Annotated in this window: 14 protein-coding genes; 8 read left to right on the forward strand and 6 right to left on the reverse strand. The window is 63.3% G+C overall.

Annotation, left to right across the window (positions count from 1 at the left end):
* Positions 1 to 498 precede the first annotated feature (498 nt).
* Complete coding sequence (locus ACMYR2_RS14370) at positions 499 to 1,692, forward strand: O-antigen ligase family protein (RefSeq protein ID WP_416193219.1); 1,194 nt, start codon at positions 499 to 501, stop codon at positions 1,690 to 1,692.
* Between the two features lie 152 nt (positions 1,693 to 1,844).
* Here ACMYR2_RS14370 and ACMYR2_RS14375 read toward each other — a convergent pair whose 3' ends face one another.
* The gene (locus tag ACMYR2_RS14375; protein WP_347264362.1) at positions 1,845 to 3,044 is read right to left on the reverse strand and encodes a pyridoxal-phosphate-dependent aminotransferase family protein; all 1,200 of its coding nucleotides are present in this window, start codon (positions 3,042 to 3,044) and stop codon (positions 1,845 to 1,847) included.
* A 355-nt stretch (positions 3,045 to 3,399) separates the two neighbouring features.
* On the opposite strand from ACMYR2_RS14375, the gene ACMYR2_RS14380 reads away from it, so the two are divergent.
* The 3 genes from ACMYR2_RS14380 to ACMYR2_RS14390 all read left to right on the forward strand — a co-directional run bounded on the left by ACMYR2_RS14380 (position 3,400) and on the right by ACMYR2_RS14390 (position 4,467).
* Positions 3,400 to 3,669 carry a hypothetical protein gene (locus ACMYR2_RS14380; RefSeq protein WP_347264364.1) on the forward strand — a complete coding sequence of 90 codons (270 nt, stop codon included), beginning with the start codon at positions 3,400 to 3,402 and terminating at the stop codon, positions 3,667 to 3,669.
* 131 nt (positions 3,670 to 3,800) lie between these two features.
* Positions 3,801 to 3,992, forward strand: a complete 192-nt coding sequence (locus tag ACMYR2_RS14385; RefSeq protein ID WP_347264365.1) for a hypothetical protein — start codon at positions 3,801 to 3,803, stop codon at positions 3,990 to 3,992.
* 37 nt (positions 3,993 to 4,029) lie between these two features.
* Positions 4,030 to 4,467 (forward strand): HIT family protein, encoded by a 438-nt coding sequence (locus ACMYR2_RS14390; protein ID WP_347264366.1) that lies wholly within the window; start codon positions 4,030 to 4,032, stop codon positions 4,465 to 4,467.
* Positions 4,468 to 4,559: 92 nt separating this feature from the next.
* On the opposite strand, the gene ACMYR2_RS14395 is transcribed toward ACMYR2_RS14390, so the two are convergent.
* Complete coding sequence (locus ACMYR2_RS14395) at positions 4,560 to 5,246, reverse strand: Crp/Fnr family transcriptional regulator (protein WP_416193220.1); 687 nt, start codon at positions 5,244 to 5,246, stop codon at positions 4,560 to 4,562.
* Positions 5,247 to 5,537: 291 nt separating this feature from the next.
* On the opposite strand from ACMYR2_RS14395, the gene ACMYR2_RS14400 reads away from it, so the two are divergent.
* Entirely contained in the window at positions 5,538 to 6,014 is a 477-nt protein-coding gene (locus ACMYR2_RS14400; protein WP_347264368.1) for a hypothetical protein, read from the forward strand.
* A gap of 38 nt (positions 6,015 to 6,052) precedes the next feature.
* Here ACMYR2_RS14400 and ACMYR2_RS14405 read toward each other — a convergent pair whose 3' ends face one another.
* The 4 genes from ACMYR2_RS14405 to ACMYR2_RS14420 are packed head-to-tail and all read right to left on the reverse strand — an operon-like array spanning position 6,053 to position 9,416.
* A complete protein-coding gene (locus tag ACMYR2_RS14405; protein WP_347264369.1) occupies positions 6,053 to 7,312 on the reverse strand; it encodes an adenosylmethionine--8-amino-7-oxononanoate transaminase in 1,260 nt (419 codons plus the stop codon).
* The gene (bioD, locus tag ACMYR2_RS14410; RefSeq protein WP_347264370.1) at positions 7,309 to 7,950 is read right to left on the reverse strand and encodes a dethiobiotin synthase; all 642 of its coding nucleotides are present in this window, start codon (positions 7,948 to 7,950) and stop codon (positions 7,309 to 7,311) included. Before bioD ends, ACMYR2_RS14405 begins: the two co-directional genes overlap by 4 nt.
* Entirely contained in the window at positions 7,947 to 9,083 is a 1,137-nt protein-coding gene (locus tag ACMYR2_RS14415; protein WP_347264371.1) for an 8-amino-7-oxononanoate synthase, read from the reverse strand. Before ACMYR2_RS14415 ends, bioD begins: the two co-directional genes overlap by 4 nt.
* A gap of 39 nt (positions 9,084 to 9,122) precedes the next feature.
* Entirely contained in the window at positions 9,123 to 9,416 is a 294-nt protein-coding gene (locus ACMYR2_RS14420) for a Dabb family protein (protein ID WP_347264372.1), read from the reverse strand.
* A gap of 230 nt (positions 9,417 to 9,646) precedes the next feature.
* Here ACMYR2_RS14420 and ACMYR2_RS14425 point away from each other — a divergent pair, with 230 nt between their 5' ends.
* The 3 genes from ACMYR2_RS14425 to ACMYR2_RS14435 are packed head-to-tail and all read left to right on the forward strand — an operon-like array spanning position 9,647 to position 13,193.
* Positions 9,647 to 10,630, forward strand: a complete 984-nt coding sequence (locus tag ACMYR2_RS14425) for an NUDIX hydrolase (RefSeq protein WP_347264373.1) — start codon at positions 9,647 to 9,649, stop codon at positions 10,628 to 10,630.
* A 53-nt stretch (positions 10,631 to 10,683) separates the two neighbouring features.
* Positions 10,684 to 11,667: a quinolinate synthase NadA gene (nadA, locus tag ACMYR2_RS14430; RefSeq protein ID WP_347264374.1), complete on the forward strand. Its 984-nt coding sequence runs from the start codon at positions 10,684 to 10,686 to the stop codon at positions 11,665 to 11,667.
* Positions 11,664 to 13,193, forward strand: coding sequence for an L-aspartate oxidase (locus ACMYR2_RS14435; RefSeq protein ID WP_416193221.1), 1,530 nt, complete (start codon positions 11,664 to 11,666; stop codon positions 13,191 to 13,193). Before nadA ends, ACMYR2_RS14435 begins: the two co-directional genes overlap by 4 nt.
* Positions 13,194 to 13,205 lie beyond the last annotated feature (12 nt).

The following is a 13,205-nucleotide window of genomic DNA, read 5'->3' on the forward strand; positions in this document are numbered from 1 at the left end:
TTGCGGACGACTTGTTAGCTTCGTTGATGTTGAATATCAATAATCGCCTCGCAAGCGGTTGCATCGGAGACGCGAGATCAAAAGCCATCCTCCCCTGCCTTGCAGAGCCCTGACCTTTTCGGTTACCGGTCCATGACCGTAAGACAGATGACCGTACGACAGATGGCCGTAAGACGGAGTGCTTATTCCATGGCTAACCCTGTGGAACAATTCAAACAGGGACGGGATCAGCCTCGACAGGGTCCGGAGATCGATCACCGCATCGCAGCGATTTTGATCTTAACTTCTATAGCGTTTTCCAGCGAAGCGGAATCCGGTTCGCGTGAAGAAAACACGGAAAACATAAGGCTAGAGTCTTTCACCGTTTCCATGAAACGATGAAAGACTCTGGTTGATCATGAAGCTTTTCGCACAACTCGTTGCGGTCTCTCAGGGGCGAACGGAATGCGCTTGATCCAGTTCGGAAGTGATCGGATCAGCGCGGCGCACCGATCCCGAATGGCGGATCACCTCGCCGTTCTGATGGCGATATCGCTGCCATGGTCGACCACGATCTTCGGCGTGTTCACGGTGCTTTGGCTGATCACGTTCCTGACCGTGATCGACCTCCGCCAGTTCCGGCTTCAGTTTCAACGGCCCGCCTACTGGCTGCCCGTCGCATTGTTCTGCCTCGCTGCGCTCGGGATGCTGTGGGCCGACGCCCCATGGGCCGCGCGGATTCACGCCGCCGGATCGGTGGTCAAGCTGCTCGCCATTCCGCTTCTGATGCACCAGTTCGAGCGCTCCGGGAAGGGCCTCGCTGTCTTTCTCGCGTTTCTGGGATCATGCACGGTTCTGCTTGCCCTGTCATGGCTGAGCTGGCTCGAACCGCGGATCCTTCTGACGCCGGAAAAAATCCCCGGCGTTCCCGTCAAGAACTGGATCACGCAGGGCGTGGAGTTCGTGCTGTGCATCTTCGGCAGCGCCGCGCTGGCCATCGTGATGTGGCGGAAGCAAAGGCGTTATGCGGCGGCAGGTCTCACTCTGCTTGGCGCGGCATTTTTCCTCAACATGGCCCTGGTCGCGTCGTCGCGGACCGCCCTCGTCTCGCTCCCCGTGCTCCTGCTGATTTCTACACTACGATACATGAAGTGGCGCGAGGCGCTGGTTTTGTATCTGGCGATCGCGATCACCGCGGCGCTCACCTGGTTCCTTGCTCCCAACTTGCGGGAGCGCATCGAAAGCATTCAGCAGCAATACGCGGCGAGCCAGAGCCAGCAAACCTCGGTCGGCCTTCGCCTTGAATACTGGACGAAATCACTCAAATTCATCCGCAGCGCGCCGCTGACCGGGCACGGCACGGGCTCGATCCGAAGCTTGTTCGAGCGCGAGGCCGGTGGCGAGGCGATGACGGACAACCGGATCGTCGCCAATCCGCACAACCAGACGCTCTATTTCGCGATCGAATGGGGCGTGATCGGGGTGATCCTGCTCCATGCGATGTGGCTCAGCCACTTCCTGACGTTCATGGACAGGCGCTGGATCTCCTGGCTCGGAATCATCGTGGTCAGCCAGAATGTCCTGGGCTCCCTCTTCAATTCGCACCTCTCCGACTATGTCGAGGGCTGGATTTACGTCATGGGCGTGGGCGTGGCCGGCGGCATGGTCTGGAACACCCGAAAGCCGCCGCCGGTCGTCAGGCCAGCATCATAGCCGGGCCGGGCCTGGAGCATTATCGCTTCTGACTGAATCAGAATCGAAGCTCTATGATATTGATTGGACGCGTTTCTTCACGCGAACCGGGTTCCATCCTCGGGCCAAGCCCGAGGACATGCTTCGCTCGAAAACGCTAAGAGGCCCCCTGCTCACGCCACCACGGCTTTCAGCATCGACGCCGCCTCACGTCCCTTGAGCACCTCCATCGCCGCGGCGACGCCGCCAGCGCGATGCGGCACCTCGGCGAGGTCAAGGCTCATCTCGATCCCGGCGAGAGCCCCCATCAGCATCAGGTCGTTCTGATGGCCGAGATGACCAATGCGGAAAGCCTTGCCCTTGATCTTGTTGAGGCCGGCGCCGAGCGACATGTCGAAATTGTCGAGCACCACCTTGCGGAAGGCGTCTGAATCGTAGCCATCGGGCAGCATCACGGCGGTCAGCGCCGGCGAATAGGCGCGCGGATCCTGACAGACCAGCTCCAGCCCCCACTCCTTCACGGCGGCCCGGGTCGCAGCGCCGTGACGCTTATGGCGAGCCCATACGTTCTCCAGACCTTCCTCCTCCATCATGGCGATCGCGACCTTCAGGCCGTAAAGGAGATTTGTGGCCGGCGTGTAGGGAAACGAGCCCTGCGCGTTGTTGGCGATCACCTGATGCCAGTCCCAATAATATCGCGTCGACGTATTGGCCTTTGAAACCGCCAGCGCCTTTTCAGACACCGCGTTGAAGCCGAGCCCCGCCGGCAACATCATGCCCTTCTGGGAGCCTGAGATCGACACGTCGATACCCCAGGCATCGTGCTCGTATTCCATCGCGCCGAGGCCGGAGATGGTGTCGACCAGCAGCAGCGCCGGATGCTTGTTGCGGTCGAGGATTTTGCGAACCTCAAGGGGATGGGTGACGCAGCTCGTGGAGGTCTCGTTATGCACGATCATCACGGCCTTGATCTTGTGCTCCCGATCGGCCTTGAGCCGATCCTCGATCAGGTCCAGGGGAGCGCCGCGCCTCCAGTCGGTCGGAAGCACATCGACATCGAGATTGAATTTCTTCGCCATGGCGAGCCACAACGTCGCGAACTGGCCGGTCTCCGCCGTCAGCACTTTATCCCCCGGCGACAAGGTGTTGACGATCGCAGCCTCCCAGGCGCCGGTGCCCGACGACGGATAGATGATCACGGGCTGCCTGGTGCGGAAAATCCGCTTGATGTCGGCCAGCACCTCATGGCCGAGCACCGCGAATTCCGGACCGCGATGATCGAGGACCGGCATATCGATGGCGCGCAGCACGCGGTCAGGCACATTGGTAGGGCCTGGAATCTGAAGGGTATGTCGTCCTGTGTGCACCGTCATCGGGGAGCGTCCTTTCCGGGAATGGGTCAATTGCAGGTCGAATACCATTATCCGGCGGCGTTGTCCCGCGCTCGCATATTCCCGCCAACCGTCAGGAATGCAGGCTGAATGCCTGTCCCGCCGCCCTCCGGATAGCGCGCTGTTCGACCGGCACGCCCGGTGCATCGGACCCGCCCGAGAGCGCCTTTTTACTCTCCGCCCCGTTCCTCAACCGTGCAGGGAGACGGGGGATTGGCCGATAAGCCATTGACAGAGGCCGAGTCCGGCCCGAACATGAAACCATACCGACAATTCCGATTTCACCTGCATGCAGGACGCGCTTCGCGCTCCATCCGCGGCACAGGAGACAGGTCCGATGATGACTTTCAGGATTCCGCCGGCGAGCGTTCTGGCAGCCGCCGTGGTTTCGGTGGCCGTCTCGACGACCGCCGCCGCGGGGTCCCGCCACCACAGGCACCACGACACCCGGCATTCGTCCGAGGCTGATATCTACCTCCATAACTACGGGCCTGCGGTGACGCCGGATCAGCCCTTCGCCTATTACGACGGACCGGTCCGCGTGCGCTGCAAACAGAGCGCCGCTGCATATCGAGGACAGGATGGCCGCCCGCATCCCTGCAACTGACGGCCTGGCGGCAGGAAGCAACCACCGCGAACAGCCGCGCCGATCTGCGAAAGCTGTGCATGGCGCGTGGCGCGATCACGGGCCTCCGCATAGGATGGGCTCACGAACGAGGGAGCCTACGAGGCGCGCTTATGGATAAGCCGGACAATGGATACGACTACAAGCGCTATCGGGATCTTCTGGCCGAGGCGACGGATGAATCAAAGCGGCTGGCGCTCATCGACCTCTTGATCAGGGAGGGCGCACGCGATCAACTGATGCGCGAGCGGATCAGGCGGCTCGGCCTGACAAAGCTGGTGGACCGGCCTTTTAAGCGGGACTAGAGCATTTTCGCTCCTCGAAAACGCTATAGAGAGAATGATGCCAGCCTACGACGACCAGAACATTTTTGCGAAGATCCTGCGCGGCGAACTGCCGTGCTTCAAGGTTTACGAGAATGCGCATACCTTCGCGTTTCTCGACATCATGCCGCGCACGCCCGGACACACGCTGGTGATTCCGAAGGCCCCTGCCCGCGGAATCCTCGACATTTCGGCGGATGATCTGGCGGAAGTCGCCCGAACCAGCAAGACGATCGCGCTCGCCGCCATGAAGGCCTTCGACGCCGAAGGCATCATCATCCAGCAGTTCAGCGAAGCCGTCAGCGGACAGGTGGTGTTTCACCTGCATATGCATATCGTGCCGATGAAATCGGGAGTGGCGCTGCGGCCGCCTCAGAGCCGGCAGGAAGACGCCAAGGTGCTCGAGGATCACGCGGCCCGGCTGATCGCCGCGCTCGGCTCCTCGCGCGAGCCATAGAGCGCTTTCAAGCGAAGTATGTCCTGGAGCTTGATCCGGGCAGACCACCCAGCTTGAAATGCCATAATGCGGCATCGTTCCGCCGGTGCGGTCTATCCGGCATGACGGTCGGCCGAAGCGGCGATCACCCCTCCCTCCGTTTCGCTCTCTTCATCCGCAATGCGCGCCAGTTCCGGGAGACTTTCGACAGCAATGCGCCGGTCGAGCGTCTTGAGCCAGCCGGCTCTTTCCCAGGCGCTCAAGATGCGGCTCGCGGAGTAAAGGGTGGTTCCCGCGATATCGGCGATGTCTTTCCGGCGAAGCGGAAAGCGGATGACGATACCCCGAGCAGTCGCGGTGCCCACCTGACGGGTCAGCCGCAACAACGCATGAGCCACGCGCCGCTCCGCGCTCTGGGTGGCAAGCTCGCGAACCCTGTGCTGGGCCTCCTGAAGCCGCTGGCCCACGATCCGGATGGCATTGATGGCGATCTGGGGATGGCTACTCATCAATTCGAGCAAGGCTTTGTCGCTCCAGCTCACCTCGGTTGCATCCGTCAGGGTATCGGCATCGGCGGGATAGCGCCGATCCGTGAACAACGAGACCGCGCCGAAAATATCGCCGGGTCCGATAAAGCGCAGCACGACCTGTCCGCCGTCGCTGCCGGATTGGGAAATCCTGATCCAGCCATCGACAAGGACATGAGCGCGCACGCGTGTTTCGCCCTGATTGAACACACGGCAATCGCGGGCAAGCGAACGCGGAGCAGCCGATGCAAGAACGTCATCCAGCGCTGTCATCGGCAAGCCTCGAAAGAGTTCGAGGTTTGAAAGGGTCTGACGAGACAGAGGCGGAGTTTTGCTCATTCGCGAACAGTAACGCGTCGCCGCGTAAAATGACAATCAATTGCGGTTGCGCAAATCCCTGCCGGGCCGCCTTGCCGTACAGTTTGAACCAGGCAACTCTGCGTTGCTACAGCGTTGTCGAGCGAAGCGGGAACCGGTTCGCGTAAAGAAACGCGTCAAAACATAAAGATGGAGTCGTTCACCGTTTCCATGAAGCTGTGAAAGACTCCAGACTGCGGGTGTTTCATGGATGATATCACCGTCGCGCGTGCGCTACACGTCCTTGCCGTGGTCGTCTGGATCGGCGGCGTCTCGATGGCGACAACGGTGGCCTTGCCGGCGCTGCGTCGCGGCGATCTTGGACCGGACCCACTTAAGGCGTTCGAGGCGATCGAGCGGCGTTTCATCTGGCAGGCCCGCGCCTCGCTCATCATCGTCGGCTTGAGCGGCCTTTACATGACATGGCAACTCGACCTTTGGGATCGGTTTCGGATGCCCGCCTTCTGGTGGATGGACGCCATGGTGGGGCTTTGGCTGCTGTTCGCCTTCGTGCTGTTCATCGGCGAGCCGCTGATCCTGCATCGCACCTTCCACCGGCTGGCGATCGAGCGGCCGGACATCGCCTTCGCATGGCTGCACCGGGCGCACTGGGTTCTGCTCGGGCTTGGCCTGGCGACCGTGTTCGCGGCGGTCGCGGGAAGCCATGGCTGGTCGATCTTCTGACGCCGATCGCTGTCGGCTACCACAACGTTGTCGATTGATCACTCGATCCCGTCGGCGATCTCGCTGATCGCGTCAAAGACGCTGTCGAGTTCCTGCGGCGTGCTGCAATATGGCGGCATCAGATAGATCGTGTTGCCGAGCGGCCGCACCAGCAGCCCGCGGCTCAGGAAATGATCGTAAAGGCGCGGCCCGATGCCGGCGAGATATCCGGCGTCATCCGCGACGACATCGAGCGCGGCGATGGTTCCGATCTGACGAACGTTGACAAATCGCCGATCCGCGCGAAAGCGATCGAGCCCGCTGGTTTGCGCGCGCGCGACGGCGGCGATGCGCTCCATCACCGGCTCGCGTTGCCAGATCTCCAGGTTCGCGCACGCGGCCGCGCAGGCGATCGGATTGGCGGTGTAGGAACTGGAATGGAAAAAGGTCTTGCCGCGATCCGTCGAATAGTGCGCATCGAAGATGTCCGCGCGGCACAGCGTGACCGCCAGCGGCATCGTACCACCGGTCAGGCCCTTGGAGTAACAGGCGACATCGGGCGTCACACCAGCCTGCTCGCAGGCGAAGAGCGTTCCGGTGCGGCCCCACCCCGTCATGACTTCATCGGCGATGAACAGAACGCCGTGAGCCTCGCAGATCCGCTTCATCTCCGCCAGAACCCGCGCCGGATAGATCAGCATGCCGCCGGCGCCGAGGATCAGGGGCTCGACGATCAGCGCCGCGACGCCGGTGTTGCGACACGCCGTCGTGATCGCATCCAGCGTGGCCTGCTCGCGATCCCTGGAAGGAAAGGGAATCCGCTCCACATCGAACAGCAGCGGATCGTACGGCGCATTGAAAATGCCCCGCTCACCCACCGACATGCCGCCGATGGTGTCGCCGTGATAGGCCCCTTCCAGCGCGAGAATCCGGCTGCGCCGCTCACCCCGGTTCCGCCAGAAGCCGAGCGCCATTTTCAGCGCCACTTCCACCGATGTGGAGCCGCTGTCGGAAAAGAAGACGTAGTCGAGCCCCGGCGGCGTCATCGCAACAAGCAGGCGCGCCAGCCTTTCAGCCGGTTCATGGGTGAAGCCGGCGAAGATCACCTGATCGAGACGATCGGTCTGATCCTTGATCGCCTGGACGATATGCGGGTGACGATGCCCATGCGTCACCACCCACCAGGAGGAGATCGCATCGAAAATGCGGCGGCCGTCAGCGGCTTCAAGCCAGGCGCCTTCGCCCCTCGCGATCGGTATCGCCTCCGGCTGCAACGCGTGCTGGGTGAACGGGTGCCAGACCGGAGATCGCGGCTTCATCGGGTCCGTTCCTTGACGAAATCACCGATATCGAAACCGTCGGCGAAAGCCTGACTCAACGTCGCGCGGGTCAACGGCGTGACATGGCTCAACCGCCCAAGACGTTTCACCCTGCCCATGTCGATGATGATCCGTTCGGTTTCGACATTCTCTTCCCCGATGAAGCTGACGCCGAGTATCGGAACGTCGCGCGCGCGCAGCGCCTCGATCGACAACAGGCTGTGGTTGATGGTGCCGAGCGCTGTTCGAGCGCAGAGCACCACCGGCAGACGCCACCTTGCCATCAGATCGAGATAGGTGACGTCGCGCGTCAGCGGCACCAGCAAGCCGCCCGCGCCCTCGATCACCAGTGGCCGGTCCGTATGCGGCGCCTCCAGCGCCCGATGATCGATGGTGACGCCGTCAAGCTCGGCGGCGAGATGCGGCGATACCGGCGTCCGCAACCGATACGCCTCCGGCCATATCCGCCCGGCGGCGAGGCCCGACAGCCGCGACACGGTTTGCGAGTCGGTTTCCTCGTCCAGTCCCGACTGCACCGGCTTCCAGTAATAACCGTCGAGAGCGCCGGCAAGCGCAGCCGAAAACACCGTCTTGCCGACGCCGGTATCGGTCCCGCTGACGACGATCCGCGCGCTCACGCGGCAAACCGCATGTCTTCCGCCAAGGCCGCGAACAGGTCCGCGACGATCGCCTCATCGACATGGAGCGTCAATGCGATGCGCAATCGCGCCGTGCCTTCGGGAACCGTCGGCGGACGGATCGCCCGTATATCGAAGCCCCTGCGCTGCAATGAGGCCGCCAGCTCCACCGCCGCCTGATCCGCGCCGACGATCACCGGAATGATCTGTGAGCCGGATGGCTCGATATCGCAGCGTCGCCGCAGTTCGCCGCCGGCAAACCTCACCAGATGCGCCAGACGCTCACGCCGCGCGGAACTTGTGCGGGTAAGTTCAAGCGCGGCGCGCGTCACCGCGGCGGTAAGGGGCGACGGCGCGGTGGCATAGATGAACGGCCGCGCGCGATTGACCAGAAAATCGCGGATCACCTTCGGCGCCAGAATGAATCCGCCCGACGTGCCGAGCGCCTTGCCGCAGGTGTGCAGCGTGATGACGTTGTCACGCCCCTCGAACGGCGCGGCCAGTCCCCGCCCGTGCGGACCCAATACGCCGGTCGCGTGAGCCTCGTCGATCACGAGCATCGCCTCGTGCCGGTTGGTGATGGCCAACAGTTCCTTGAGGTCGGGGCTGTCGCCGTCCATGCTGTACAGGCTTTCGATCGACAGCCAGGGCCGTCCCTTGCCGCCGGCCCCGCGCCATTTGACGATCGCCGCGTCGAACGCATCGGCATCATTATGCCGGGCGCTGACGGACTCAGCGCGGCCGCGCCGAATGCCGTCATGGACGCTGGCGTGGATCAGTTCATCATGCACGACGAGATCGCCGCGCTGCGGCAGCGTCGAGAAGATGGCGAAGTTGGCGACGTAGCCACCGCCGAAATAAAGCGCCGATTCAGCGCCGAAGAAAGCCGCCGCTTCGCGCTCCAGCGCTTCATGCTCAGGATGATTGCCGCGCAGCAGGCGCGATCCACCGGAGCCGACCGGCACGCCCCGCGCCAACGCGTCGGCGGCGGCCTTTCGCAACTCTTCGGATTCGGCCAGACCGAGGTAATCATTGGATGCGAGATCGATTCCCGAGCGCCCGCGCAGCGTCCGCAGCCGCCCCCTGTCGGCGAGCGCCCGCAGATCTGTCCTGTAAACCCCGTTAATCGTCATGTGCTGCGCTTACTCACCGGCAGCGGCAGCCGCGAGGGGTTATTCCGCCGGGACATCGTAATCAGCCGCGAATCGCATGTCCCGAAGCGGCTGCACCCGTTTCGTCGACGCCTGATAAAGATCGTGCGCCTTGTAGGCTGCGAGTTCCGCCTCGCTGTCGAACTCGCCATAGACGACCACGTCGATATCGTTGCCGAGCTGATCGGTTTTCCGGTTGCGCGCGACCTCGAGCCGGCGCGCGTGCGGAATCGTGGTGAGCGGCGACAGGCCGTCGATGATTTTGTCGATATCGCCCTTGTCTTTCGCGGTGAATAAAACGATGTGACGAATCATGGCTGGCCGTGGAACAGAGGGTGATCCCAGCCGCATGACTATCTTGCGATCAGGTGCAACGCAACGCTCACGAGACGCGGCATGATATCCGCGACAGGGATCAGCATGTCACATGCCGGGACATCCTGTTGAATGTTCCTCGAAATACGGTCCATATGTGCTTCTTTTGATGTCCGCTCCGGACGCACCCGATTCTGGCGAACGAGCATGTTCGACGATGGCCGCTTGCGATGAGTGATCCGCTTGTCAAATCCACGGCGCCCGTGCATTCGGTGGCTCCCGCATCGGCACAGGCGATCGCGGCGGACCTCATCGCGCTGCTGGTGGCGGTGACCTCAGGCGATCCCCGGGTCCTGACGATCCAGGATCAGAACGCGCTGCCGTCGGGTCCATTCGAACTGGCTCATCGCTCGCTGCAATCGGGATTGCGTGCCTGGGTCGAACGCCAGACCGGGCTGCCGGTCGGCTATGTCGAGCAGCTTTACACCTTCGCGGACCGGGATCGCACCGGCGCCGCCGACCAGCGCATCATCTCCATCAGCTATCTCGGCCTCACCCGCGAGCAGGCCGAGTCCAGCCAATACGAGGCGAGCTGGCGGAGCTGGTATGATTATTTTCCTTGGGAAGACCATCGCCTCGGCATCCCGACGATGGAAAAAACGTTGCGGTCCGGCCTCGCCGAATGGATCGCGGCGGCGCCGGACCGAACGACGCGAAGCCATCGCCGGCAGCGCGCGGCGAGGCTGTTCGGGCTGGAGGACCACCTCTGGAACGAGGAACTCGTCCTGCAACGGTACGAGCTGCTGTACGAGGCGCGGCTGATCCCGGAAGCCCTGCGAGGCGACGGCGCGACCTTGGAGACGGCCGTCGCAGCGTTTGTGCCCGGCGATCCCATGATCCTCGACCATCGCCGGATTCTGGCGACCGGGATCGCCAGGCTTCGCGCCAAGATCAAATATCGCCCCGTCGTCTTCGAATTGATGCCGGACACGTTCACGTTGCTGCAATTGCAACGATGCGTTGAGGCGCTGGCGGGAAAACTTGTGCATAAGCCGAACTTTCGCCGCCTGATCGAGCAGCAGGAACTGGTGGAGGATACCGGCGAGACCAGCCAGGAAACCGGGGGGCGGCCAGCGAAACTTTTCCGCTTCCGCCGCGCCGTGCTGGCGGAGCGCGCGATCGCCGGGACCAAATTACCTTTCTCGGGGGCTTGACAACCCTTATACTCAATATCAGTATAATAGGGTGTCCGATTGGGAGTATCGTCATGCCGTCCGTCCTCGAACTGCGACCATCGGCCCGAATCTATCCCAAGGTGCGGCACGCGATCCCCCTGATCGAATGGCCTGCTTTCGCCGATGACGTTGATGCGATCATCGAACTGAAGAAGCGCCGCAACGCGGTGGTTCTCGCGCACAATTATCAGACGCCCGAAATTTTCCACGGCGTGGCCGATATCGTCGGCGACAGCCTCGCGCTGGCCCGCAAGGCGAGTGAAGTGGAAGCCGACGTGATCGTGCTCGCCGGGGTGCACTTCATGGCGGAGACGGCCAAGCTGCTGAATCCCTCGAAGACGGTGCTGATCCCCGATACCGGCGCCGGCTGCTCGCTCGCCGACTCGATCACGCCCGAGGACGTGCGGCTTTTACGGAAGACCTATCCCGGCGTTCCCATCGTCACCTATGTGAACACCTCGGCCGCGGTGAAGGCGGAGTCGGACATCTGCTGCACGTCGGGCAACGCCAAGGCGATCGTCGAGTCGCTCGGCGTGGAACGCGTGATCATGCTGCCCGACGAATATCTGGCGAAGAACATCGCGGCCGAAACTCACGTCAAGATCATCGCCTGGGCCGGGCATTGCGAAGTGCATGAGCGCTTCAGCGCCGACGAGGTGCGGCAGTTGCGCGACAATCATCCCGGCGTCGTCGTTCTCGCGCATCCGGAGTGCCCGCCGGAGGTTGTGGCGGAAGCCGATTTCTCCGGATCGACAGCCGCCATGGCGTCCTATGTCGCCACCCGGCAGCCGCCCCGGGTCGTGCTCCTGACGGAATGCTCGATGAGCGACAATGTCGCCGCCGATCATCCCGGCCTGGAGTTCATTCGTCCCTGCAATCTGTGCCCGCACATGAAGAGGATCACGCTCGGTAATATCCGCCACGCGCTGGAGTCGATGCAGCACGAGGTCACGATCGATCCTCGCATCGCTGCGCGCGCGCGCCTCGCGGTCGAGCGGATGTTGTCCGTCGGATGACGGCGCTGCATGACACCAACGGCGCCGCGGTCGTTATCGGCGGCGGCCTTGCCGGCCTGATGACGGCGCTCGCGCTAGCGCCGCGACCGGTGTTGCTTTTGAGCAGCGCGCCGCTGGGCCTCGAGACATCGAGCATCCTCGCGCAAGGCGGCATCGCCGCGAGCATCGGACCGGACGACAACGCATCGCTGCATCTGGCCGACACTCTCGCCGCCGGTGACGGGCTTTGCGACGAGCGCATCGCCGAGGCGATCCTCGCCGCCGCGCCCGATGCGATCGAACGGTTGTCGCAGCTCGGCGTGGCCTTCGATCGCGACGCCGACGGCAATCTCGCGCTCGGCCTCGAGGCGGCGCATTCACGCCGCCGGATCGTCCATGCCGGAGGCGACGCCAGCGGCCACGACATCATTCGCACCCTGGCCCGCAAGGTCTATGAGACGCCTTCGATCACCGTGTGCGAGGCGACCCGCGCACAGCGGTTGATCGTCGAGGACAATGCGGTGAGAGCGGTCGTCTGCCAGGCCGGGCGTGATTCCGTCACCTTCGTCACCGGTCACATCGTCATCGCGACCGGAGGCATCGGCGGATTGTTTCTGCACGGAACCAATCCGGCGGGATCGTGCGGCCAGGGACTCGCGCTCGCGGCGCGCGCCGGCGCGATCATGGCCGATCTCGAATTCATCCAGTTTCATCCGACCGCGCTCGACATCGGCTCCTTCCCGCTGAAACTGATCAGCGAAGCGGTGCGCGGCGAAGGCGCGACTCTCATCGACGAAAACGGCGATCGCTTCATGGCCGACACGCCCGACGCCGAACTTGCGCCACGCGATGTCGTCGCTCGCGCGGTCTGGCGGCACATGGCCGCGGGCCATCGGGTATTTCTCGATGCGCGGAATCTCCGAGGGATCGACTTCTCCCGACGCTTTCCGGCGATCACCTCATTCTGCCGCGATGCGGGAATTGATCCGACGGAGCAGCCCATCCCGGTTCGTCCCGCCGCGCATTATCACATGGGTGGAATTTCCGTCGACAAGCGCGGGCGAACATCCATTGACGGTCTCTGGGCCTGTGGTGAGGCCGCCTGCACCGGCCTTCATGGCGCCAACCGGCTCGCGAGCAACTCGCTTCTGGAAGCGGTGGTGTGCGCCGGCCTGGTCGCCCGGGATATCGCCGGCACGACGCCCGCGAAACAACGTTTGCCCCGAGCGACGGAGGCCGGCACCGGCTGCGATCCGGCCTTGATCCGGCCGATCATGTCGCGCGCCGCTGGCGTTTTGCGGGACGGAGAAGGGCTGCGCGCCGCCGCCCGCGCGCTCCTGCCGCTTGCCGCTTCGCAACAGGCCGCAAGCGATCCGGCCATCGTCGCCCTGATGATCGTGATCGCCGCGCTTCGCCGGGAGGAAAGCCGGGGCGCGCACACGCGCACCGATTATCCGGAGCGAGCTACCAGCGCGGCCCGGACGACACTTCGCCTCCGCGATGCCTTCGAGGCCGCGAAAGGCTGCATTCCCGATTTGGTTGGTTAGCTAGTAAGCTGG

The organism is Nitrobacter sp. TKz-YC01 (genome assembly GCF_047824785.1).
GTDB lineage: Bacteria > Pseudomonadota > Alphaproteobacteria > Rhizobiales > Xanthobacteraceae > Nitrobacter.